Origin of the sequence: Lentzea alba (genome assembly GCF_047445655.1) — a bacterium.
Lineage (GTDB): Bacteria > Actinomycetota > Actinomycetes > Mycobacteriales > Pseudonocardiaceae > Lentzea > Lentzea alba_A.
In genome coordinates, this window is sequence record NZ_JAJAEG010000034.1 from 79,814 (window position 1) to 102,371 (window position 22,558).

Genomic DNA, 22,558 nt, shown 5'->3' on the forward strand with positions numbered 1-22,558 from the left:
TAGCTTCAATGCATGACCATGGAGCTCAACGACCTGCTGCACGAGCTGAACGACCAGCGCAGGACGTTCCGCATCACGATGCGAAACCTGACTGAGGCGGACGCGAAGAAGCGCACGACGGCCAGCGAGCTCACGCTGGGTGGGTTGCTCAAGCACCTCACCTGGTGTGAGCGCGGCTGGACGCACATCCTGACCGAGCAGCCGCTCCCCCCGCCCGGCATGTTGGACGGCACCCAGTACACCTGGACGGGTTCCGACTTCGACGCGCTCCTCGCCGAGTACGACGAAGCGGTGCGCGCGACCGATGAGGCCCTGCGCACCGCTTCGTTGGACAAACTCGTACCGCTGCCGGAAGCGCCGTGGGATCCGGACCCGCAACCGATGTCGATCCGGCGGATCGTGCTCCACATCATGCGCGAGACCGCCCAGCACGCCGGTCACGCGGACATCATGCGGGAGACGCTCGACGGACAGTCGACCACGGCCTCGCTCTACGAGTTCTGAGCAGCGATCTCTAAGCTGCGAGCTGTTCCTTGACCTGGCTCAGCGACGGGTTCGTGAGCGCCTGGCCGTTCGGGAAGTGGACGGTCGGCACCGTGCGGTTGCCGCCGTTCACGCTCATCACGAAGTCGGCCGCGCCGGGCGTCTCCTCGATGTTGATCTCGGTGTACTCGATGCCCTCGCGGTCGAGCGAGCTCTTCAGGATCCGGCAGTAGCCGCACCACGAGGTCGAGTAGACGGTGAGCTGGTCGGGAGCCATCAGGGCGCACTCCTCATCGAGGTCGAAAAAGTCGGTCATGAGTATCAACGCTCGATGAGGAGTGCTTCATCCCACGGTGCAGCCCAGATCACTCAGACACAGCTCACTTCTTGTGCTTGAGCAGCTTCGAGCCCGGCTTCTGCGACTCGAAGTCGAGCTTCGCCCAGTTCTTGTCCTTCGGCACGGACAGGATGCGGGCCTCGTCCAGCAGGCCGTCGAACGAGCGCTTGCGGCTGTTGCTGCCGGGCGTCTTCTCGTTGTTGCCGATGGTCACCGGCTCGGTGCCGGTGGTCTTCCAGGCGTTGGTGTCGGTCTTGCCGACCTCCAGCTTGCCGTTGATGTAGTAGTAGGCGTTCGGCTTGTCGATGACGAAGACGAAGTGGTACCAGGTGTTGTTCTTGACCTTGGTGTAGGCGCCGGACGGCAGCGGGCACCAGTCGTAGTTCGCGACGTCGATGCACGGCTCGGTCTGGTCGCCCGAGCCGAAGTAGTGGATGCGGAAGCCCGTCTCGCCCTTGGAGAACATCGCGATGTACGCGGCCGGGTGCGTCTTCGCGTTGGACCAGACGGAGAACGTGCCCTTCGAGGGCAGCGGGTTGAACAGACTGCTGGACTCGCTGCCCGGCAGCAGCACGTACTCGCTCTTCGCGCGATTCAGGTTCAACGCGTTGCCGACCACGCCGGGGCCGGTCGCGTCACCGGTGATGTTGACGCCCTTGCCGTTGAGGTTGCCCGCCGAGTCGCGGTAGCCGGCCGCCGCGCCCTTCTCCGCGAGGTGGTGGGCGGTGAGCCAGCCGTCGGCCTTCGGGAAGACCTTGGTGCCGTCGCTCTCCGACGACGCCTCGGGGTTGCCCCACTTCAGCGTCACGGCCTGGGTCGCGTTGTTGCCCTTGACGTCGGTGCGCACCCAGATCGCCGCCTGCTTGGCGGTCGCGTCCCACTTCTCGATCTCGTACGGCAGCGGTTTGCCCGCCGCGTCGTCGAACCTGACGTCGGCACCGCCGGGCTTGGCCTGGCTGAAGTCGAAGTTGGTCGCGTCGAGCCTGACCGGTACCGGGAAGCCCTTCACGTCACCGGCAACGTTTGCACCGGAGGCCGTCGTGTCGATGGTGATCTTTCGTTGATGTGCCCAGCCCGCCTGGGCCTCTGACGCCAGTGTCGGCACGAGGAGGCCCGCGAGCACCGTGGCGGTGATGGTGAGAGTGCGCCCTGTCTTCTGCATGTGGTCCCTTTGTCCGGGGCGGCGGACACCTCAGGTTCTTACGGGAAACTTTGTTGCCTGTCAGCCCCACGTCACTCGAACGGCCTAACGGACGGCGATCGTCAGGCAATCGTCAGGTCAATTCGCCACACGGTGGGTGAGCATAGTTCGCGCACGACCGAAGATTTCGGCCGTGCAATTAGTCCTGCTTTCCGACAAGCATTACCGAGCAATTCAGTCACCCATTCGGCGGCCCTTCGCAACACAGGGTTTCCGATATCGTCTGGATTCCGCCGCCGGTACCACACTTTGGAAAGAAAGGCTGGCCATGCTGAAAACGGTGCTGGCTGCTGCCCTCGCGCTGTCCGCGGTGGTCACCGCGCCCGCGGCGCAAGCTGTTTCCGATGTACCCGATTTCGTCACGATCGACGTCGTCACCGTCAACGGTTCCGGTTGCCCGGCGGGCACCGCCGCGGTCGCGGCCGCGGACGACCGAACGGCGTTCACGATCACCTACAGCCAGTACCTCGCACAGGCGGGGCAGGGCTCAGGTCCCACCGACTTCCGCAAGAACTGCCAGCTCAACATCAGAGTTTCCTACCCGCAGGGCTTCACGTTCGGCATCGCCCAGGCGGACTACCGCGGCTTCGCCCACCTACAGGAGGGCGCCACAGGTACAGAAAGAGGAAACTACTACTTCCAGGGCATGTCCCAGGGAGCGAGCCGCACCCACAACTTCTACGGCCCGAAGACCGACAACTGGCAGGCGACCGACCGCGCCCAGGTGTCGGAAATCATCTACGCGCCTTGCGGTGAAGTCCGGCACCTGAACATCAACACCGAGCTGCGGGTCAACGCGGGAACCAAGTCGAAGGCCAACAGCTTCATGACGATGGATTCGACGGACAGCAGCGTGAGCACGAAGTACCAGTTCTCCTGGAAGCGCTGCTGACCCAGGCACCAATTGCCGCCGCCCGTTCATTGCTGAACCCCAGACGGAAAGGTGCCCCATGCTCAACGCAGTGGCCGCGGCCGCGTTCGCGATGTCGACGATCATCATCCCGCCCGGCGGCGCCCCCGGTACGACGCCGCCGCCGGACATCATCACCATCGACGTCGTGACGATCAACGGGTCAGGCTGCAAGCCGGGAACGGCCGCAGTCGCCGTCAGCCCCGACAACAAGGCGTTCACCGTCACGTACAGCGAGTTCATGGCGCAGGTCGGGCCGGAGGCGAAGCCGACCGACTTCCGCAAGAACTGCCAGCTGAACCTGCGCGTCAACGTGCCGTCCGGCTTCACCTACGGCATCGCGTCCACCGACTACCGCGGCTTCGCGCACCTCGAGCGCGGCGCCACGGCCCTGGAGAAGGCCAACTACTACTTCCAGGGCATGTCGGAGACGCAGTACAAGCAGCACAACTACAAGGGCCCGTTCAGCGACGACTGGCAGGCGACCGACACCACGGACGTCGCCGCGATCGTCTACCACCCGTGTGGTGAGAAGAGAAACTTCAACATCAACACGGAGCTGCGGGTCATGGCGGGGACGTCGGACCCCAAGAAGGTCACCAGCTTCATCTCGATGGACTCCACCGACGGGTCGATCGAGACGACGTACCACTTCGCGTGGAAGACGTGTCCTCCTAGGCCGTAACCCTCACCCGGTGCCGGGCACTCCCTCCGAACCGGGGTGCCCGGCACACCCATGCCTGAGAACATCGTCCCTGGACACGTCTGGGGGGACGATGAAGATGCACGCGCTGACCGGGGTGGAACCGGGGCCGGAGGAGTTCCACGCGGTGGTGGACGCGATCGCCCGGTGGCTGCCCGCGCCGAGGTACTCGCGGTTCCCGGTGGTTCTCGACGACCTGCAGGCCCTCTCCGCACGGCTGGAGCTCGTGCGGCTGGCGGCGATCGTCGCCCTGGAGCGGACCGCCAGGAGCGTCCATGTCCTGCCTGTCTCCGCGGCTCACAGCTATCAGTCCGGCCACGACTGGGTGATCTCACAGGCCGGGCCCGCTCGCGAGCGCACGGTGACCTTGGCGGAGGACGGCGACGGACACGTGCGCGTCACGGTGGAAGGTCGGCCGATCGAGGTCGCGGTGCCGTCCGAGCAGGAGTGCCGGCGGTTCCTGGAGTCCGGGGTGAGTGGCGCGATGCTGCGGTTCCCCGTCTTCTCAAGTTCGGGCTCGTCGCTGATCGCGCGCACCGACGGGGCGGACGAGCTGGTGCTGTGGCGCCTGGGGCTGCCCGCGGCGAGGTTCCGGCTACCTGGCCCCGTGCTCGCCGCGACCTACCTGTCCGACGGGTCGTTCGACCTGCTGTTCGCGCTGGTCCAGATCGGCGGTGAGCTGGTGGTGCACCTCGAGGGCACCCCCGGCTCCGCTGTGCACCAGCTGCGCGCGCCGATCGACTTCTCCGTCGCGGAGGAGGCGGAGCGAGGCCTGTCGCCGTTGTACCTCGACCTGGACGAGCCGTGGCGCTTCGGCGTCCGCTTCCGCCGCGCCGGGCAGTGGTGGGCGTTGCGCTACGACGGCGGCAGCATAGCGCTCGTCCCATCACACGCGGACGCGCACCACGAACCGCCGTGGATCGCGGTACAGCAGTCGCCTCACCTCGTCGAGATCCTCGACAAGGCGACTGGCACGGTGCTGCACCGCCTCAGCACCTGATCAGATCAGGAACCGGTAGGCGGTCGTGCCGGGAGCCACGTGCTGGATCTTCAGCGGGGACTCCTTCATCCGGCCCCACAGCAGGTCGTAGTCCTCGCGGCGGCCGAGCTCGATGCACACCAGGGCGGCGCCGGTCTCCCGGTTGTCGCGCTTGATGTACTCGAACAGCACGATGTCGTCGTCCTTGCCGAGCACCTCGTCGAGGAACCGCCGCAGCGCGCCCGGCTCCTGCGGGAACTCCACCAGGAAGTAGTGCTTCAGGCCGCGGTGGACCATCGACCGCTCAACGACCTCGGCGTAGCGCGAGACGTCGTTGTTGCCGCCGGAGAGCAGGCACACGACGGTCGAGTCCGGCGTCACCGAGATCTCCTCCAGCAGCGCCGCCGAGGCCAGCGCTCCCGCGGGCTCCGCGATGATGCCGTCGATCTGGTACAGCTCCAGCATCTCCGTGCAGACCGCGCCCTCGGACACGGTGAGCAGCTCCGCGCCGCTGTCGCGCACCATCGGGAACGTCACGTCGCCCGCCCGGCGCACCGCGGCACCGTCGACGAACGAGTCGACCTCGGGCAGCGTCACGGGGTGGCCGGCCTGGACGGCGGCGATCATGCTGGCCGCGCCCGCGGGCTCCACGCCGATGATCCGGGTGCGCGGGAAGCGTTCCTTGAACCAGGTGCCGACACCCGACAGCAGACCGCCGCCGCCGATGGGCACCACGACCACGTCGGGGGCGCCGCCGAGCTGCTGCACGATCTCCAGGCCGACGGTGCCCTGGCCCGCGACCGTGCGGCGGTCGTCGAAGGCCGGGACCAGCGTCGCGCCCGTGGTCTGCGCGTACTCCTTCGCCAGCGCGGCCGCGTCGTCGTAGGTGTCGCCGTCGACGACCAGCTGCACCATGCCCTGCCCGAGGGCGGAGATGCGGTCGCGCTTCTGCCGCGGGGTGGTGCGGGGCACGTGCACGCGGCCCTCGATGCCCAGGCGGCGGCACGCGTAGGCCATGCCCTGGCCGTGGTTGCCCGCCGACGCGCAGACCGCGCCACCGAACGCGAACTCGGTCTGGCAGAGCAGGTTGAAGGCGCCGCGCAGCTTGTACGAACGGCCGACCTGGAGGTCCTCGCGCTTGAACCACACGCGCGCGCCGGTCCGCTCGGACAACCGCTGGTTCACCTCGAGCGGCGTGGTGCGTGCGACTCCACCGAGCCGGGCTGCGGCCGCGGACACCTCATCAGCGAAGGACATGTCAATACATCTTCCGTGAACGACTCGGGTCTGGCACGCGTACCCCTAGAAGGACAGGGGAGGTGCCTGTGTTTCGCCTTTTGGGCGTGCTGTCGCTGCTCATGATGCTCTCCGTGGTTCCCGCGCACGCCCATGGCGCGCCCACTGACCCCGCGAGCAGGGCTTTCCTGTGCTCGCCAGGTCAGCCAACAGCATCATCCTCGCCCTGCCGCAGTGCCGTTCAGGCGGGGTTGCCGTCCAAGGAGTGGGACAACATCCGGCTGCCGAACGTGGCGGGCCGGGACGTCCAGCGCGTTCCGGACGGCAAACTGTGCAGCGCGGGGCTGCCCGCGTACGCCGGACTCGACCTCGCTTCGGCGCAGTGGCCCGCCACGAAGCTCAAGAGCACGGCCTTCACCTACCGGGCGACGATCCCGCACCAGGGGTCGTTCCGCTTCTACGTGACGCGTGACGGGTACACGCCCACGCGCGCTCTGCGCTGGGCCGACCTGGAGCAGTTCCTGACGGTGCCCACTCCCCCGTTGGTCAACGGCGCCTACGAGTTCAAGGTGCAGCTGCCGAAGAGGGCCGGCCGGCACCTCATCTACACCGTTTGGCAGAACACCGACACCCCGGACACCTACTACTCGTGCACGGACGTCGAGATCGCGGCACCGGCGGCACCGGCACCCGCGGCACCTGCGCCACAGGCGAAGCCCGCACCGCAGACCAAGTCGGCATCACCGACGACGACCACATCCGCGGCGCCGAAGTCGAGCACGCCGCGACCGGTTCCTGTTGCGTCGAGCGCCGAACAACCTCCTTCCAGCGCAACGAGGTTCGGCATGTCCGCCGTGGTAGCGGCGTTGGGCGGGCTCGCGGTGCTGGGCGGGATCATGTTGTACCGCAAACGAATTCTGTGAACGTACCGGTCCCCAATAGGTCTGGACCATCTCTACGATGATCTTCGGGCGCGCAACCCTGCGATGTAGAGGTGTGCCCGTATGGCAAGAAAACTGTTGGCGCTACTGGCAATGCTCGCCGCCACGCTGGTCCCGGTCACCGGCACGGCACAGGCCGCACCGTTCAAGGTGCTCGGCTTCTACTCCGGCAACCACGACCTGGCCCACATCGCCTTCGTCAACGAGGCGAACCCGTGGCTGACCCGGGCCGGACAGGAGAACGGGTTCACCTACGAGGCCACCAACGACTGGAACCGGCTGAACACCCTCACGCCGGCCCAGGCCAAGGTCGTCGTCTTCCTCGACAACCTGCCGAGCGGCACCCAGCGCGCCGGGTTCCAGCGCTACATGGAGGCGGGCGGCGCGTGGTTCGGCTTCCACGTCTCCGCGTTCACGCAGAACGCGAACGAGTGGTCCTGGTACCACAACACGTTCCTGGGCAAGGGGAACTTCGTCAACAACACCTGGGAACCGACGACCGCGGTGCTGAAGGTCGAGACCCGCACCCACCCGTCGACCCTGCGCCTGCCGGAGAGGTTCACCTCGTCGGTCAGCGAGTGGTACAGCTGGTCGCGTGACCTGCGCACGAACCCGGACATCCAGGTCCTGGCGAGCGTCGACCCGTCGAGCTTCCCGCTCGGCACCGACCCGAACCAGCAGTGGCGCAGCGGGTACTACCCGATCATGTGGACGAACAAGAACTTCCGGATGATCTACGCCAACTTCGGCCACAACGCCATGGACTACCCGAACAACCGGCCGTTGTCGTCCACCTTCGCCTCGGCCACCCAGAACAACTTCCTCATCGACAGCCTGCTGTGGCTGGGCGGTGGCACCCTGCCTCCGCAGCCCGACTGGAAGACGGTCACCAACAGGGGCAACGGCAAGTGCGTCGACGCCAGGGCCGCCGGACTCGACAACGGCACCGTCATCCAGCAGTACGCCTGCAACTCCACCACCGCGCAGAACTTCCGCGTCGTGGCCACGAGCGACGGCTACTCACGCCTGGAATACCGCAACGACACCAGCAAGGTGCTCGACGTGAGCGGCGTGTCCACTTCGGACGGTGCGGGCATCCACCTCTGGACCTACGGCGGCGGCAACAACCAGCAGTGGCGCGTCACGACCGGTGCGGACGGCTACTCGACGCTGACCGCCCGCCACTCCGGCAAGTGCCTCGCCGCGGTCGGCAGCGCGGACAGCACTCAGCTGGTGCAGGCGACCTGCACCGGGTCGGCCGCGCAGAGCTTCAAGATCGGCTAGCCGGATCGTGAGTGGTTCTGGTCGACCGACGAGCTGTCCGAGCGGCCGAAACCACTCACGACCACCCGCTCCCCCGACGTACGCGAGGCACCACCGGGCGACGTGGCCAGGAACCCGTACATGTCGTTGAGCTGGTGCAACGCCGAGACCGCATCCCGCCAGACCGGGCACGGCCAGGCCCGATGGCGTCCGTACCAGGTATGACACGACTTGCACCGATGCCGCTCGTTCGGCTCGTGCATCCGCAGCAGCCCGCGCCACCAGGGCAACGCGGCGCGCAGCTGTTCGCGCAGCTCGAAGACCTCGTTCGGCGAGTCCGTCTGCGCCAGCTGGTTCATGGTCTTGTAGACGACTTCGATCACCGTTCGGTGAAAGGAATCCTGTCGTTCCGCGAGGGCCATGGCCGAGCTCCTCCTCACCGCAGTTGAGACAGGCTCGCCAGGAGTCTATGTTGGCCATTGGTGGGGTTTCAACTGGTGAAAATCCCGTCACCCAGATAGCCCTTTCCGTGGGTGGAAACGCTCACTGCGCGCAACGGGGGGAGCCGGCAATGGCGGGGGAACGCTCCCTGGCTGACAAGCTCAACCGCCTCTTCGCCTGTCACACCGCGCGTTCGGGCCAGGAGTACAGCAACGAGCAGGTCGCGGGGGCGATCGCGGACACCGGCGTCACGATCTCCCAGAGCTACATCTGGCAGCTGCGCAAGGGCAAGAAGGACAACCCGACGTTCAAGCACTTGCAGGCACTGGCAGGCTTCTTCGGTGTGCCCGTGAGCTACTTCTTCGACGACGAGGTCACCGACCGCGTCGACGAGCAGCTGAAGTCGTTGAAGGACGAGCAGACCAGACTCAGCGAGATCGCCGCGGGCAGCGACGCGCAGCTCATGGCGATGCGCGCGGGTGAGTTGTCGCCGGACCGCCGCCGGCTCGTCATGGAATTGCTGGACGTCGTTTACCGACAGGAACAGGCCGAGCGCGGCGAAGGGTGACCGGTGCCCGAACGAGAACTCCGCAGGCGGTGCCGACGCCTGCTGAACGAGCTGGACATCCAGCCACCGCTGGACGTCGAGGAGCTGTGCCGGCGGGTCGGTGACCAGCGGGGCAAACCCATCCGGCTGGTGCCGCACCCGATTCCGGTGCCGGGGCCGTTCGGCGTGTGGATCGCCACCGCCAGGGCCGACTACATCCTGTACCAGCAGGAGACGTCGAAGGCGCACCAGAACCACATCATCCTGCACGAGCTGGGGCACCTGCTGGCCGGTCACACCAGCGACGAGCAGGACGACGGGTTGCTCGCGGGCCTCTACCCCGATCTCGAACCGGACGCGGTGCGGCGGGCGTTGCGGCGCACCTCCTACGACACCGAGCACGAGCGTGAGGCCGAGACGGTCGCCACGATCATCCTCGAATGGGCGTCGGTGCTGGACAAGGTCGCGCCGCGGGCGTCGGAAGGGCCGGCCCGGCGCATGTCCAAGTCGCTGGCGGACCGGCTGGGGTGGTTGTAGGTGGAGTACCTGAAGGAAACCCAGGGCCTCGTCGCCCTGTCGGTCTTCGCGGTCATGCTCTACCTGCTCGCCCGCCGCCCGCACGACCCGCGGCTGCGTTCAGTCACGGGTCTGGTCGCGGGCTGGGCGATCGGGCACCCCTTCGGCCGGGCCGCGGCGGACGGCAGGTGGTTCCTCGGACTCGACCCGATGATCTGCCAGCTGATCCAGCACTCGATGCTGCAGATCGGCGTCTACGGCCTGATCTGCTTCTTCATCTTCTCCGCGCTCGACGACGCCAAGGCGCGGCGTCAGGCCCTGATCCAGCTCGCCCCGCTGCTCCTGTGCATCACGATCATGACGTGGGCCGTGCTGACGATCCCGGACGACCTGCGCGTCGCGGCCGCTCGCGTGCCGAACTCGCTGGGCGGCGGCCCCACCGGCATCCTCGCGATCACGGTGTTCTACGCGCTGGGCAACGGGTATCTGCTCTACGGGTTCGCGACGATGTTCGTGTGGGCCCGCCGCTACGCCCGCGGCGCCGAACCGCGCCTGCGCCGGGGCCTGCTGATCACCTCGACCGGCCTCGCGCTGCTGGTGCCCGCCGACGCGATCTTCGTGGCGTCCAACGTCTCCCGCTACTTCGGCGAGCCGCTCCCCCGCTGGCTGCTGACGGTCGCGGTGTGGTTCCTGCTGCCGGGTGTGCTGCTGTGCTGCATCGGCGTCGTCTACCCGATCGCGGCCATGCGGATCTCGGCGACGCGGTTGTGGCTGCGGCACCTGCGGACCTACCACCGGCTCGCTCCACTGTGGACGTTGCTGAACCAGTCGTTCCCCGAGGACGCGCTGCACCGCGTGCCGTCGAAAGGTGACGCGTTCTCACTGCGGGGTGTGCACCGGCGCTACTACCGGCGCGTGATCGAGTGCCGCGACGGCCTGGTGCGGATCAGCCCGTACGTCGCGGAGACGCCGGACGAGCTGCCCCTGTCCGAACGGCTGCGCGCCGGGCTGGAGACGCGGCGAGCGGGCGCGATCGCGATGCGGCGGCCTGTCGCGCTGGCCGTTCCCGAGGACGACGGCCTGGACGCGGACGTCCGCGAACTCGAAAAGCTCGCGGTGGCCCTGCGCTGAGCTTATGGTCCGTGGGTGGACCTGCCCGTGATGCCGCCGGTGAAGCCGATGCTCGCGAAGTCCGTGCCCGAGCTGCCGCGCGGGGACGGCCTCGCGTACGAGCCGAAGTGGGACGGCTTCCGCTGCATCGTGTTCCGCGACGGCGACGAGGTGGAGCTGGGGTCGCGCAACGACAAGCCGCTCACCCGGTACTTCCCCGAGGTCGTCGACCTGCTGCGCGAGTCGTTGCCGCCGCGGTGCGTGGTGGACGGCGAGATCGTGCTGGTCACCCCGGACGGATTGAGCTTCGACACCCTCCAGCTCCGCCTGCACCCGGCCGCTTCGCGGGTCAGGAAGCTCTCCGTCGAGACACCCGCGTCGTTCGTGGCGTTCGACCTGCTGGCGTGCGGCGACCAGGACGTGACCGGGCTGTCGCTGGGTGAGCGCCGCAAGATGCTGGAGGAGATCGTCACCGAGATCCCCGGCGTCTACCTGACACCGTCCACGACGGACCCCGAGGTGGCTCAGGACTGGTTCACCCGGTTCGAGGGCGCCGGGTTCGACGGCGTGATGGTGAAGCACGTCGACGGCGTCTACGAGCCGGACAAGCGGGTGATGTTCAAGGTCAAGCACGAGCGGACAGCCGACTGCGTGGTCGCGGGCTACCGCTGGCACAAGGACGGCGAGACGGTCGGGGCGCTGGTGCTCGGGCTCTACCAGGACGGCGAGCTGCACAACGTCGGTGTCGCGAGCAGCTTCACCGCCGCGCGGCGGCGCGAACTGGTCGAGGAGCTGGCACCGCTGCTCAACCCGGCCGAACATCCGTGGGCGGCGTGGGCGACCTACGAGGGGCCTGGCATGAACAGCCGGTGGAACCCCGAGAAGCAGCTCCAGGTCGTGCTGCTCGATCCGTCGCGCGTGGCTGAGGTGCGGTACGAGCACGTGCAGGGCGGACGGTTCCGCCACACCGCACGGCTCGTGCGCTTCCGCTCAGACAAAACGCCGCTGGAGTGCACCTACGAGCAGCTCGAAGAAGTGCCGCCGGCCGAGCTGGACGCCCTGTTCGGCGAGGCCGAGCGCAGGCGCACAATCGAGCCGTGAAGGTGATCAAGCGGGACGGCACGCACGAGATCGAGATCCAGCGGTCGCGGTTCCTGTGCCACGTCGCCCGCGTCGCCTCCGAGCAGGAGGCCTCGGAGTTCTTCGCGCGGATCCGCAAGGAGCACTGGCAGGCCACCCACAACTGCACGGCGTTCCGCACTCGCGACACGCAACGCTCGTCCGACGACGGCGAACCCGCCGGTACGGCCGGGGTGCCGATGCTGGAGGTGCTGACCCGCCGGGATCTCGTCGACACCGCCGTCGTCGTCACCCGCTACTACGGCGGGATCAAGCTCGGCGCCGGTGGCCTGGTCCGGGCTTACGGACGGGCCGTGTCGGAGGCCATCGACGCGTTGGGCACGCTCACCCGCGAACGGCACGAGACCGTGCTTCTGGCCGTGGACCACGATCAGGCGGGCAAGCTGGAGAACGCGTTGCGCGCGGCCGGGTACCACGTCGCGGACACCGAATACGGCCATGACGTCACCTTCACCGTGCACACGAAGGACCCGGACGACTTCGAGGTCTGGCTCGCCGCTCAGACCGGCGGCTCGGTGACCGCGATCAGGGGCGAGCCCGTGGACCTCGACAGCTAGAACTTCGTGGCCCAGTTCAGGGCGTAGTCGGCGACCTCTTCCCAGCCCGGTGTGGCCATGACGAAGTGCGGGCGGTTCGGGAACTCCTTGATCTCGGTGATCGCAGGTCCCTTGTAGCGACGGGCGTTCTCGCGGTTCATCGAGGCGGGCACGACGTTGTCGCCTTCGCTCGCGATGAACAGCAGCGGCGCGCGGTCCGGGTTCTTCAGGTCGACCTTCGTCGCGTTGTGCGTCGTGAAGTTGGCGGTCGCGGCCTGCCACAGCGGACGTCCGGGCGCGGTGATCGCGAACTTCTGCCGCAAGGCCTCGGCTTCGTCAGCGGGCAGCGTGTTCGTGAAGGCGTAGTGCCACTCCTCGGGCGAGAGGGCGACGTTGCGCTTGACGTTGGCCGGGTTTTTCAGCACCGGGAACGCGGCCTTGATCGACGAGAACGGCAGCCCGAGCGTGCCCTTGGCCGGTGCGGAGTGGATCGCGACACCGGCCTTGCCCAGGCCGCGGTCCAGCAGCTTCTGCGTGATCAGGCCGCCGAACGAGTGGCCCATGATGATCGCGTCCTCGAAGCCGGCCGCGCGGATCTCCTTCTCGACGTGGTCGGTGATCTCCACGACGCCGAGATCGTTCGCGATCTCGGGGTGGGCCCGCATCTCGTCGACCTCGCCGTAGCCGGGCCAGGTCGGGGTGAGCACCTCGTGGCCTGCGGCTTCGAACCGCTCGGCGACGTTCTTCCAGCTGGCGGGGGTCAGCCACAGTCCGTGAACCAGCACGATCTTCGACATTTCCGTCTCCTTCAGCTTCGTGGAGAACGCTCGTTCTCCGGTGTAGGTGCTAAGGTAGAGAACGAGCGTTCTCCACAGCAAGGGGTATCTGAGGTGACGACGGACACAGAGGTCCGGGAGCGGGTTCTAGAGGCCGCTGACCGGCTGTTTTACGCCAAGAGCGCGCACGCGGTCGGCATGGACGAGCTGCGCACCGAGGCAGGCGTCTCGTTGAAGAAGCTCTACCAGCTCTTCGACGGCAAGGAGTCGCTGGTCGAGGAGGTGCTGCGGCGCCGCGAGGAGGCCATCACGGCCGAGACCATGAAGTACGTGCAGCGCGCATCCACGCCGGAGGACCAGATCCTGGCGGTCTTCGACTGGATGGCGGACTCGTCCGGCACGTCCGACTTCCGCGGCTGCGCGTTCATCAACTCCTACGCGGAGCTGGGGCCGTCGTCGGAGCGCGTCACGGCGGTCGTGCGCCACCAGAAGTCCGGCGTGCGGGGCGCGATCGCGGCGATGGTCGCGGCGACCGGCCGGCCGGAGTGGGTGGCGGACTCGATCTTCCTGCTGTTCGAAGGGGCGATGACGAACACCGCGATCACCGAGTCGTCCGAGCCCGCCAGGCAGGCCCAGGTGGCCGCGCGGTTCCTGCTGGAGAACGCCCTACCTAAGGCTGATGAATCTCAATAGGACCCGTGAAAGCGTTCTCCCGACCGATTCCTGAGGGGGAACACACGGTGAAGTTCCTGGCATGCGCGCTGACCGGCGTGCTGTTGATCGGCGGCGCACCGGCCGCCCACGCGACGGACGTGCCGTCGCTGACCTGGACGGACTGCCGCGACGGGTTCGAGTGCGCGACGGCCGAGGTGCCGCTCGACCACCGCGACCCGGCCGGCGAGAAGATCGAGCTCGGGGTGACCCGCAAGCGGGCCGCCGACCCGGCGCGGCGGATCGGGTCGCTGTTCATCAACCCCGGCGGTCCTGGCGGTGGCACCGACGGCCTCGTGCGCTACTTCGCCGAGAACGGGCCGGCCGAGCTGCGCGACCGGTTCGACATCGTCGGGTTCGACCCGCGGGGTGTGGGGCGCAGCCGGCCGCTCGCCTGCCAGACGCAGGCCGAGTACACGCAGGCGTGGGCGGAGTCGTCCGCACGGCCGCGCCGGGACTCGTTCGACAGCGCGGTGCGGACCGGCAAGGCGTTCGCGGACGCCTGTCAGCGGGAGAGCGCGAAGCTCCTGCCGTTCGTCGGCACCGAGTACGTCGCACGGGACATGGACCTGATGCGGCAGGCCGTCGGCGACGAGAAGATCAACTACTTCGGCATATCGTACGGCACCTACATCGGCACCGTGTACGCGAACCTGTTCCCGAACAACATCCGCGTGCTCGCGCTGGACGGCGCGTACAACCCGCACACCTACGCGAACCGGCCCTACGAGTACGACCTGGGCCAGTACCAGGCGATCGAGGCGGCACTCGGCCGGTTCTTCGACTGGTGCGTGGCCACGAAGTGCGAGTTCGGCGGCGGTGACCCGCGCTCGGCGTTCGTGAAGCTGCAGAACGCGCTGGACGCGGACCCGGTCGTGAAGGACGGCGTGTTCGCCGGCAACGGCGCGACGCTGACGTACAACGTGCAGTCCGAGCTGGGCGGCGGCAGGGGCGCGTGGCCCGGCATCGCGAAGGGCCTGGTCGAGGCGCAGAACCGCACGGGCGACCTGCTGGCGGTGCCGGGTGTGCGGTTCCTGTCCGCCAACACGGCCGTCGAATGCGCGGACCGGGCGTTCCAGAAGGGGCAGCTGAGGGCGCGGCTCACGATCGCCTCGGCGCTGGCACCGATCACCGGTCCGGCGCTGGCGTACGCGGTGCCGAACTACGACCACGCGCACGCCACCGCCTGCACCCAGTGGCCGGTCAGGTCGCAGTCGCGGTACGCGGGCCCGTTCTCGGCGGCGGGGGCGCCGCCGATCCTGGTCGTCGGCAACACCGGCGACCCGGACACCCCGTACCAGGACTCGGTCGCGCTGGCGTCGACGTTGCGCAGCGGCCATCTGCTGACCCACCGGGGCGAGGGCCACACCGGGTTCTTCCAGAGCGAGAAGTGCGTCGCCGAGAAGGTGACGGCCTATCTCGCAGAGGGCGCCCTACCCCCACAGGGCGCCTTCTGCGAGGACTAGCGGGCCGCTAGGTCTTCGGGTCCGGCGGCGGGTTGTCGGGTTTGCGGGTGGTCTCGACGAGCAGGTCGCGAATGTCTCCGTTCATGGGTTCTTCATAGAGCGAACGCGTTGTTCGGTTCCGCCGACTGGACGCCGAACAAACAACGAGAGAACAATCCGGCGGGTGCCGAGACCCGAACGCCCGCTGGATTCCCCCGATGACGAGCTGCTCAGCTTCGCCGCGGACCTGAGATTGTTGCGTGAGAAAGCAGGTAAGCCGACCTACCGGGAGCTCAGCAGGGTCGCGCACTATTCGGTCACGGTGCTCTCGGAGGCGGCGAGCGGACGGAAACTGCCCAGTCTGGCCGTGACGATCGCGTACGTGCACGCGTGTGGCGGCGACGTCGAACAATGGCGCCGAAGATGGCAGGAGACGTCCGACAACGCGAAGCCCGCCGAGCCCACCGAGGTCGACCGCGAACCGCCGTACCTCGGGCTCGGCGCCTTCCAAGCCGCGGACTCGGACCGGTTTTTCGGCCGGGAGAGGCTCGTCGGACAACTGCTGGAGAAAGTGAGCGAACGTCCTTTCGTGGGCGTTTTCGGCGCTTCCGGATCGGGCAAGTCGTCGCTGCTGCGCGCGGGTCTCGCGGCGTCGCGGCCCGCCGAGGTCTTCTCCCCCGGCCCGCACCCCTTGACGCGCTGGGGTGAGTCGACCGCCGAGCTGGTGGTGATCGACCAGTTCGAAGAGGTCTTCACGCTGTGCCGCGACGAGGACGAGCGCGTCGCCTTCATCGAGGCGATCACGCACTCCGCCAACCTCGACTTCTCTGCACGCAAGGTCGTCATCGGCGTCCGCTCCGACTTCTACGGCCACTGCGGCCGCTATCCCGCGCTGGTCGACGCGCTGCACGACGCGCAGATCCTGGTCGGCGCGATGAGCCCGCAGGAGCTGCGGCGGGCGATCACCGAACCGGCGTTGCGCGCCGGCTACACGGTCGAGGGCGCGCTGGTGTCGGTGCTGGAGGCCGAGCACGCGCCGTTGCCACTCGTCTCGCACGCGCTGCTGGAGACGTGGCGTCGTCGTCGCGGCACCCGTCTGACCGTGGCGAGCTACGAGGAGACGGGCGGCGTGCGGCACGCGCTGGCCCAGAGCGCTGAGGCCGCCTACCTGGCGTTGGACTCGGAACAGCAGGCGATCGCGCGCAAGATCTTCCTGCGGCTGACCGCGCTCGGTGAAGGCACCGAGGACACCAAGCGCCGGGTCAGTCGCGACTCTCTCGACAACGATGACGACACGTTGTTCGTGCTGGACCATCTCGCGCGCGCACGGCTCATCACGCTCGACGACACCGGCGTCGACCTCACGCACGAGGCGGTGATCCGGTCGTGGCCGAGGCTCAGCGGCTGGCTGACCGCGAACCGCGACGGCCTGCGCATCCACCACGGCCTGACCGAGGCGACCGCGACCTGGGAGTCGTTGAACCACGACTCGGGCGCGCTTTATCGGGGCGTGCGCCTCGCCCTCGCGCGTGAGTGGGCAACGGGCGACGACGACGCAATGTCCGCACGTGAACGCCGGTTCCTGACGGCCAGCGTCGAGGCCGAGGAGGCCGAACAGCAGGCCTCACGCCGACGCACCCGGCGGTTGCGCCAGCTCGTGGCCTTGCTGACCGTGCTGCTGGTGCTCGCCGTGACGGCCGTCGGGTACGCGATCCGGGCGTCCAACGACGCCACGACCCAGCGGAACATCGCGATCGCCCGCAAGGCGGTGAGCGACGCGAAGGCGCTGCAGCAGCTGGACTCCCAGCTCGCGGCGCAGCTCAGCCTGTCCGCACACCAGCTCGCCGACAACGCCGAGACCAGCGACAACCTGGTGAGCATGCCGTCAGGGCCCTACTTCACGAGGATCGCCGCGCACTCGTCCGAGATCCCGAGCGTCGCGATCCACGGCACGACGCTGGTGACCGTGAGCGTGGACCGGACGCTGAAGCTGTGGGACATCGCGGACAACCACCGGCCGGTGCAGCTCGGCGGCATCGACCTCTCCTTCGACCCGGACGCGGTCACCCTGGGCAGGCAGGGCCGCCTGCTCGCCGTCATGGGCCGCTACAACGTCACGTTCTTCGACGTCAGCGACCCCAGGCAGCCCCGGCAGAACGGGGAGCTCAAGTCCCCGGACAGCGTGCTGAGGTCGGCGGCGTTCAACCCCGACGGCTCGCTCCTGCTGACCACGCACGGCGACGACAACGCCGCGCGGTTGTGGAACCTCAACGACACGAACCGCCCCGAGCTCACGCAGACGCTGCCGGGCAACGGCACCGGCGTGAAACGAGCTCTCTTCCGCCCGGACGGCCGCGCCATCGCCGTTGCCGCGGGCACGACCGTCAGGCTGTGGTCGCTGGACGGCACCCCGCAGCCCCGCGGTGAGCTGGTCGGCCACTCGCAGGCGGTCGAGTCGCTAGCGTTCAGCCCGGACGGCCGGACGATCGGCACCGGCGGCTGGGACCACGTCGCCCGGATGTGGGACGTGAGCGACCTGGACGCGCCGCGGTCACGCGCGGAGATCACCGGCAGCGCGGCGGTCGTGTGGGGAGTGTTCTTCTCCCCCGACGGCAGGAAGTTCGTGACCACGGGCGACAGCAGGACGCGGCTGTGGAGCGTCAACGAGGTCGCGCTGAGCGGCCGGCCGCGCGCGCTCGGCACGATCCCGGGAGGTGTCTTCACGGCGCAGTTCACCCCGGACGGCACGACGCTGGTGATCGACGACGCACCGAAGTTCTTGCGCCTGCAGGACCTTCGGGAGATGCCGTTGATCGGCCACGAGAACATCGTGTCGTCGGTGGCGTTCCGTCCGGACGGCGAGGTGCTCGCGAGCAGCAGCTGGGACGGCACGGCGATCCTCTGGCGGATGACGGCGCGCCGCACGCGCGAACCCATCGCGCGGATCAGCGACGCCACCGAGTTCGCGCGCTTCGTCCAGTTCAGCCCGGACGGCAGGTACCTGGCGGTCGCGAGCGACGACGGCTACACCCGCGTGTACGACGTCGCGAATCCCGCCGAGCCGGCGTTGAAGGCGAAGCTGCAGCCGCGTGACCACCAGACCGCCAACGTGTCGCTCGACTTCTCACCGGACGGCCGGACGCTGGCGGTCGGCTCGGCGCACACCCTCACCGTGTGGGACATCAGCGATCTCGCGCAGCCGCAGGAACTCTTCCGCCGTGAGGACTGGTACGCGTCCGTGTGGGCGGTGCAGTTCAGCCCCGACGGGCGCCGGATCATCGCGGGCGGGCGCGGCGAGGCGCGCCTGTTCGACGCGACGGATCTGCGTGCTCTCAAGCAGATCCCGTTCCCCGGCTCCGGGGACGCCGCGATGGCGGGCGGGTTCAGCGCGGACGGCAAACTGCTCGCGACCTCGATCGCCGACTCCGGCGTGCGCCTGATCGACATGGCGACGCTGCGGGAGGTCGCCCAGCTCAAGGGTTTCACCGACGTCGCGTACACCGCGGCGTTCCACGGCAACCGGATCGCCACCTCGCACAGCGACGCGAAGGTGCGGTTGTGGGACATCACGAACCCGGAGCGGCCACGCCTTTCGACGACCTACTCCGGGCACGAGTTCGCGGTGCCCTCGCTCGCGTTCAGCCCGGACGGCAGCTATCTCGCGTCCGGCAGCAACGACACCACGATCAGGCTCTGGGACGTGGGCACCGACCAGGCGATCGCCCGGCTGTGCGCGCGGAACCCGGCGCCGCTGACGTCCGCGCAGTGGGAGGAGCACTTCCCGGGCGTGCCCTACCGGCAGGTCTGCCGGTAGGGCACGCCTGGGTTCTTCGTTCTACGTGCAGGGAACGACGTCCGGATCAGCGCCCGCCTTGGGCACCCACCGCACGTTCGCGAACGACGCCTGGAACGCGCCGTCGGTGTAGACCAGGAACGGCGTGTTGACGTTCTCCAGGTCCAGTCCCTTGTCNAGGGAACGACGTCCGGATCAGCGCCCGCCTTGGGCACCCACCGCACGTTCGCGAACGACGCCTGGAACGCGCCGTCGGTGTAGACCAGGAACGGCGTGTTGACGTTCTCCAGGTCCAGTCCCTTGTCGGAGAAGCAGGAGACCGGGATCTTGACGGTCGCCTTCTGTCCGGCGGGGAGGTTGCGGAACAGCTGCGTGGCGTCGATCTCCGCCATGCACGGGTACACGCAGTGCGAGCTGATGACCGTGCGGTTGGCCGGGGCCTGGTGCACGATCACGTCGAACACGATGGCCGAGTTGGCGTTGCCGTACCCGCGCAGGTCCGCGCCGGTCGGGCTCTGCAGGTACACCTGGCCGGGGCCGGTGCCGGTCCACGTCGTCTTGAGCGCGTCCTGCTGGACGTTGACGTCGGACTGCACGACGTTGATCTCGGCGTGCGAGGCCTGGCCGTCGGGCCCGACCACGGTGCCGCCCCAGTTCTCCGCGGAGCCGATCATCGCCTGGTACGGCGCGATGTCCGTGCGGTTGAAGATCTCCAGGTCCTCGGTCGCCGTGCCACCGCCACCACCGGAGCACAGCGCGCCGGGGCTGGACTCGTCGAGCACGCCGACGTTGCCGGTCTGCCAGTCGCGCAGGCCGTAGCCGAGCTTGAACAGCGGCTGCTTGGCCGGCTCACCGGGCAGCGCAGGGCAGGCCGCACCGGGCCACGTGTAGGACAGCTTGCCGCTGAACCCGTTGTGGCGTCCCCGGATCAGCAGGTCCGCGATGCCCTGGCCCTCGGTGCCCGGCAGCCAGGCGGCCACGAACGCGTCGGAGCGGTTGATCTCCTTGTTCATGTAGAGCGCGCGGCCGCCGACGTAGACGGTGACGACGGGCTTGCCCTTGCCGGACACCTTGTCCAGCACGGCGAGGTCCTGCGGGTGCAGGCGAGCGGTCTCGAGCGACCGCTTGCCGAGGTCGCCGACGCCCTCCGCGTACGGCGTCTCACCGATGACGGCGATGACGGCGTCGAACGCACTCGGGTCCACGTTGTCCGCGGTCTCCGCGAACGTGACGTTGGCGGCGCCCAGGGTGTCCTGGATGCCCTTGAGGATGCTGGTGCCGTGGGGGAAGTCGGCGTTGGTGTTGCCGGTGCCCTGCCAGCTCAGCGTCCAGCCACCGGTCTGGTTCGCGATGCTGTCCGCGCTCTTGCCGACCACCAGAACCTTGCTGCGCTTGGACAACGGCAGGACGCGCTTGTTGTTCTTCAGCAGCACCGCCGATTCCCTGACCGCTTCGCGCGCGAGTTCCTTGTGCAGCAGGGCTTCCTGCTCTCCAGCGTGCTCGCGCTCGGACGGCTTCGGCGCGTCGAACGTGCCGGCGCGCAGCTTGACGCGCAGGATGCGGGTCACCGCGTCGTCGACGCGGGCCATGGGGATCTGACCGCTCTCGACCTGCGTGATCGTGTTGGCGATGAACGCCTTCCAGTCGTGCGGCACCATGATGATGTCCATGCCGGCGTTGATCGCCTGCGGGCAGCTGGCGTTCGTGCAGCCGGTGACCTGCCCGATGCCGTTCCAGTCGGAGACGAGCAGCCCGTCGAAGCCCATCTTCTCCTTGAGGATGCCGGTCTGCACGTACTTGCTGCCGTGCACCTTGCCCTCGTTGATGACGTCGTTCGTCCAGCTGTTGAACGAGATCATCACGGTCTGCGCACCCGCGGCCAGAGCCCCGTAGTAGCCCTGCCCGTGAATATTGATCATGTCCTTCTCGGTGGAGGCGTTGACGCCCTGGTCCTTACCGCCGGTCGTGCCACCGTCACCGATGAAGTGCTTCGCGGTGGCGATCACGCCGTCCTCGCTGATGCGCTTCTTCGCGTTGTCCTGCAAGCCCTTGATGGCCTCGAACCCGTAAGCCCGCGTGATCCGCGGGTCCTCGGAGAAGCCCTCGTACGTCCGCCCCCACCGGTCGTCCTGCACCACGGCGAGCGTGGGCGCGAACGCCCAGTCCTGCCCGGTGGCCCGAATCTGCTCGGCGGTGGCCTCACTGATGTCCCTCACGAGACACGGGTCGTGCGCGGCGCCGAGCCCGATGTTGTGTGGGAAGACCGTGGAGCCGAAGACGTTGTTGTTGCCGTGCACCGCGTCGATACCCCAGATGACCGGGATCTTCGTCCGCGTCTGCTTCGACGCCGTCCAGTACGCGTCGGCAAGCGCGAGCCAGTCCTGCGGCGTGGCCTTCTTGTTGCCGCCCGGGAAGCTGCCGCCACCGTTGAGCACGGAGCCGAACCCGTAGGTGGTCACGTCCTGCGGCGTGATCGCAGCGATCTCCGGCTGCGTCATCTGACCGATCTTCTCGGCCAGCGTCATGTCCTTGAGGATGGCCTTGATCCTGGCCTCGTCCCTGCGGTCACCCTTGAGCTGGCTCTCGACCTTCGGCCAGTCCTTGAGGGTGGACAGGGACTTCTCGATCCGAGCGCACCCGTGCTCCGTCCTGGGTTGCCCGATGACCGGCGGCTTCGGTCCGTGCTGCGCGGACTCCGGCGCGGCGGCCGCTGTCGCGCTGGCGGCGAGCGTCAGCCCCAGCACTGCGGCGAGAGTGCTTCTCCAATGCATGCCGCAGATCCTCAACTTTGTGTTACGTCCACGTCAATGGGAACGCTCTCACGACTTTTGTTCCGGTACTGGCGGGAGGAAGCTCCCATATCGGGCTGGGTGGGTTTGCCCTGGTCCGGACGGGTGGGTGGGTTGAGCGGTTGGGTGGCGGCCGGGTGGGCGGCTCGTGCGGGTGGGCGACGGCCGATCAGGTGGTCGCCTGGCGTGCGGGCGGTCGCCTTGCTCGAGTGGGCGCGTGCCGGACGGGCGGGTCGGCTTGCGTGGGCCGGCGCGAGTTTCAGCGGAGGGGCCACCTGCCGCGCGGGGGGTCGCCTTGCTCGGGTGGGCGCGTGCCGGACGGGCGGGTCGGCTTGCGTGGGCTGGTCACGTTCCAGCGGGGCGGTCACCTGTGCGGTCACGTCACCTTGCGAGGGTGGTTGCTCAGGCCTTGGACGAGCCGGGTCAAGTCATCACCACTTCGCGACGATTGCGATTGGGGCTTGACCTTGAGCCTCTAGCGAGGTGCTTGTCGGCCTTGAAAAGCCGGGCACATAACGCGCCCGGCCGATCCCAACACGGTAACACCTCGCACTCAAGGTCAAGCTCCAATCGCCGGGCTGGGCACGTCATCACCGGTGCTTGAGTGGGGCATCAGGCCTTCACGGCTCGCTTCGCATCGCCGCCTGCGGAAGGGCAGCTCGGCTAATGAGTGCTGAGCCGGTCGTCTGGCAGGCTCGGCC

General features: G+C 68.2%; 20 protein-coding genes and 1 pseudogene. 14 read left to right on the top strand and 7 right to left on the bottom strand.

The window, feature by feature from the left end; translation table 11 throughout:
• Positions 1 to 12 precede the first annotated feature (12 nt).
• Complete coding sequence (locus LFM09_RS40550) at positions 13 to 504, top strand: DinB family protein (RefSeq protein ID WP_414101956.1); 492 nt, start codon at positions 13 to 15, stop codon at positions 502 to 504.
• A 10-nt stretch (positions 505 to 514) separates the two neighbouring features.
• Here LFM09_RS40550 and LFM09_RS40555 read toward each other — a convergent pair whose 3' ends face one another.
• The gene (locus LFM09_RS40555) at positions 515 to 799 is read right to left on the bottom strand and encodes a mycoredoxin (RefSeq protein WP_414101957.1); all 285 of its coding nucleotides are present in this window, start codon (positions 797 to 799) and stop codon (positions 515 to 517) included.
• Positions 800 to 863: 64 nt separating this feature from the next.
• Complete coding sequence (locus LFM09_RS40560; protein ID WP_414101958.1) at positions 864 to 1,982, bottom strand: DUF2341 domain-containing protein; 1,119 nt, start codon at positions 1,980 to 1,982, stop codon at positions 864 to 866.
• Positions 1,983 to 2,289: 307 nt separating this feature from the next.
• Between LFM09_RS40560 and LFM09_RS40565 the strand changes: the two genes are divergently transcribed.
• From LFM09_RS40565 to LFM09_RS40575, 3 genes are all read left to right on the top strand, one after another.
• Positions 2,290 to 2,913: a DUF4360 domain-containing protein gene (locus LFM09_RS40565; RefSeq protein ID WP_414101975.1), complete on the top strand. Its 624-nt coding sequence runs from the start codon at positions 2,290 to 2,292 to the stop codon at positions 2,911 to 2,913.
• A 58-nt stretch (positions 2,914 to 2,971) separates the two neighbouring features.
• On the top strand, positions 2,972 to 3,616 hold the full coding sequence (locus tag LFM09_RS40570; protein ID WP_414101959.1) for a DUF4360 domain-containing protein: 645 nt from the start codon (positions 2,972 to 2,974) through the stop codon (positions 3,614 to 3,616).
• A gap of 91 nt (positions 3,617 to 3,707) precedes the next feature.
• Complete coding sequence (locus tag LFM09_RS40575; RefSeq protein ID WP_414101960.1) at positions 3,708 to 4,634, top strand: hypothetical protein; 927 nt, start codon at positions 3,708 to 3,710, stop codon at positions 4,632 to 4,634.
• On the opposite strand, the gene ilvA is transcribed toward LFM09_RS40575, so the two are convergent.
• Positions 4,635 to 5,870, bottom strand: coding sequence for a threonine ammonia-lyase IlvA (gene ilvA / locus LFM09_RS40580; protein ID WP_414101961.1), 1,236 nt, complete (start codon positions 5,868 to 5,870; stop codon positions 4,635 to 4,637).
• Positions 5,871 to 5,938: 68 nt separating this feature from the next.
• Here ilvA and LFM09_RS40585 point away from each other — a divergent pair, with 68 nt between their 5' ends.
• Complete coding sequence (locus tag LFM09_RS40585; protein WP_414101962.1) at positions 5,939 to 6,772, top strand: lytic polysaccharide monooxygenase; 834 nt, start codon at positions 5,939 to 5,941, stop codon at positions 6,770 to 6,772.
• Between the two features lie 81 nt (positions 6,773 to 6,853).
• Positions 6,854 to 8,074, top strand: coding sequence for a ThuA domain-containing protein (locus LFM09_RS40590; RefSeq protein ID WP_414101963.1), 1,221 nt, complete (start codon positions 6,854 to 6,856; stop codon positions 8,072 to 8,074).
• Here the strand turns inward: LFM09_RS40590 and LFM09_RS40595 are convergent.
• Positions 8,071 to 8,475, bottom strand: a complete 405-nt coding sequence (locus tag LFM09_RS40595) for a hypothetical protein (RefSeq protein WP_414101964.1) — start codon at positions 8,473 to 8,475, stop codon at positions 8,071 to 8,073. The two genes, LFM09_RS40590 and LFM09_RS40595, sit on opposite strands and share 4 nt — an antisense overlap.
• Positions 8,476 to 8,624: 149 nt before the next feature.
• Between LFM09_RS40595 and LFM09_RS40600 the strand changes: the two genes are divergently transcribed.
• The 5 genes from LFM09_RS40600 to LFM09_RS40620 are packed head-to-tail and all read left to right on the top strand — an operon-like array spanning position 8,625 to position 12,364.
• Entirely contained in the window at positions 8,625 to 9,062 is a 438-nt protein-coding gene (locus LFM09_RS40600) for a helix-turn-helix domain-containing protein (RefSeq protein WP_414101965.1), read from the top strand.
• Between the two features lie 3 nt (positions 9,063 to 9,065).
• Positions 9,066 to 9,578 carry a hypothetical protein gene (locus tag LFM09_RS40605; RefSeq protein ID WP_414101966.1) on the top strand — a complete coding sequence of 171 codons (513 nt, stop codon included), beginning with the start codon at positions 9,066 to 9,068 and terminating at the stop codon, positions 9,576 to 9,578.
• Positions 9,579 to 10,688 (top strand): MAB_1171c family putative transporter, encoded by a 1,110-nt coding sequence (locus tag LFM09_RS40610; protein WP_414101967.1) that lies wholly within the window; start codon positions 9,579 to 9,581, stop codon positions 10,686 to 10,688. It begins immediately after the preceding gene.
• A gap of 15 nt (positions 10,689 to 10,703) precedes the next feature.
• Positions 10,704 to 11,768, top strand: a complete 1,065-nt coding sequence (locus tag LFM09_RS40615; protein ID WP_414101968.1) for an ATP-dependent DNA ligase — start codon at positions 10,704 to 10,706, stop codon at positions 11,766 to 11,768.
• Positions 11,765 to 12,364, top strand: a complete 600-nt coding sequence (locus tag LFM09_RS40620) for a YigZ family protein (protein ID WP_414101969.1) — start codon at positions 11,765 to 11,767, stop codon at positions 12,362 to 12,364. Before LFM09_RS40615 ends, LFM09_RS40620 begins: the two co-directional genes overlap by 4 nt.
• On the opposite strand, the gene LFM09_RS40625 is transcribed toward LFM09_RS40620, so the two are convergent.
• Positions 12,361 to 13,140 carry an alpha/beta hydrolase gene (locus LFM09_RS40625; protein ID WP_414101970.1) on the bottom strand — a complete coding sequence of 260 codons (780 nt, stop codon included), beginning with the start codon at positions 13,138 to 13,140 and terminating at the stop codon, positions 12,361 to 12,363. The two genes, LFM09_RS40620 and LFM09_RS40625, sit on opposite strands and share 4 nt — an antisense overlap.
• 93 nt (positions 13,141 to 13,233) lie before the next feature.
• On the opposite strand from LFM09_RS40625, the gene LFM09_RS40630 reads away from it, so the two are divergent.
• From LFM09_RS40630 to LFM09_RS40640, 3 genes are all read left to right on the top strand, one after another.
• Positions 13,234 to 13,812: a TetR/AcrR family transcriptional regulator gene (locus LFM09_RS40630; protein WP_414101971.1), complete on the top strand. Its 579-nt coding sequence runs from the start codon at positions 13,234 to 13,236 to the stop codon at positions 13,810 to 13,812.
• 47 nt (positions 13,813 to 13,859) lie between these two features.
• Positions 13,860 to 15,296, top strand: a complete 1,437-nt coding sequence (locus tag LFM09_RS40635; RefSeq protein ID WP_414101972.1) for an alpha/beta hydrolase — start codon at positions 13,860 to 13,862, stop codon at positions 15,294 to 15,296.
• A gap of 163 nt (positions 15,297 to 15,459) precedes the next feature.
• Positions 15,460 to 19,089, top strand: coding sequence for a hypothetical protein (locus LFM09_RS40640; RefSeq protein WP_414101973.1), 3,630 nt, complete (start codon positions 15,460 to 15,462; stop codon positions 19,087 to 19,089).
• Between the two features lie 21 nt (positions 19,090 to 19,110).
• On the opposite strand, the gene LFM09_RS40645 is transcribed toward LFM09_RS40640, so the two are convergent.
• Entirely contained in the window at positions 19,111 to 19,236 is a 126-nt protein-coding gene (locus LFM09_RS40645) for a putative glycoside hydrolase (protein ID WP_414101976.1), read from the bottom strand.
• 20 nt (positions 19,237 to 19,256) lie between these two features.
• Positions 19,257 to 21,839: pseudogene (locus LFM09_RS40650) on the bottom strand (glycoside hydrolase family 3 N-terminal domain-containing protein); the annotation flags it as partial.
• Positions 21,840 to 22,558 lie beyond the last annotated feature (719 nt).